This is a genomic window from Flavobacterium nitrogenifigens (genome assembly GCF_003254565.1).
GTDB lineage: Bacteria > Bacteroidota > Bacteroidia > Flavobacteriales > Flavobacteriaceae > Flavobacterium > Flavobacterium nitrogenifigens.
The window spans coordinates 1-327 of the sequence record NZ_QJRI01000066.1; the positions used below are offsets into that span (position 1 = coordinate 1).

Genomic DNA, 327 nt, shown 5'->3' on the forward strand with positions numbered 1-327 from the left:
CCTCTCCCCACGCCTGCTCCTGATACATACAGTTTGCCTGTAACTCCTATTGGTAAAGGATTTAAACAATCATCTAATACATAAATCTGCGTGTTCGAAATGGGTTGCCCAATTGGTAGAATTGTTCTATCGCTATCAGTTTCCGTAACTCTGTAACTTGAAACACAAACGGAACATTCTGTAGGGCCATAGTCATTGTAATACTCTATTCCTAATTCTACAATTTCTAAAGCTTTGCTTACATTAGGCAATTCTCCTCCGGTAGTAATGCATCTTAATCCCGAAAGATCCTCTTTAGATAATAATGCTAAATAACTCGGAGAAAGA

The 327-nt window shown here is 38.2% G+C and carries 1 protein-coding gene; it reads right to left on the reverse strand.

Annotated features, from left to right (window positions below):
* Nucleotides 1-327 (reverse strand): AMP-binding protein (locus DM397_RS00280; RefSeq protein ID WP_162615423.1); only part of this gene is annotated, 327 nt, incomplete at both ends.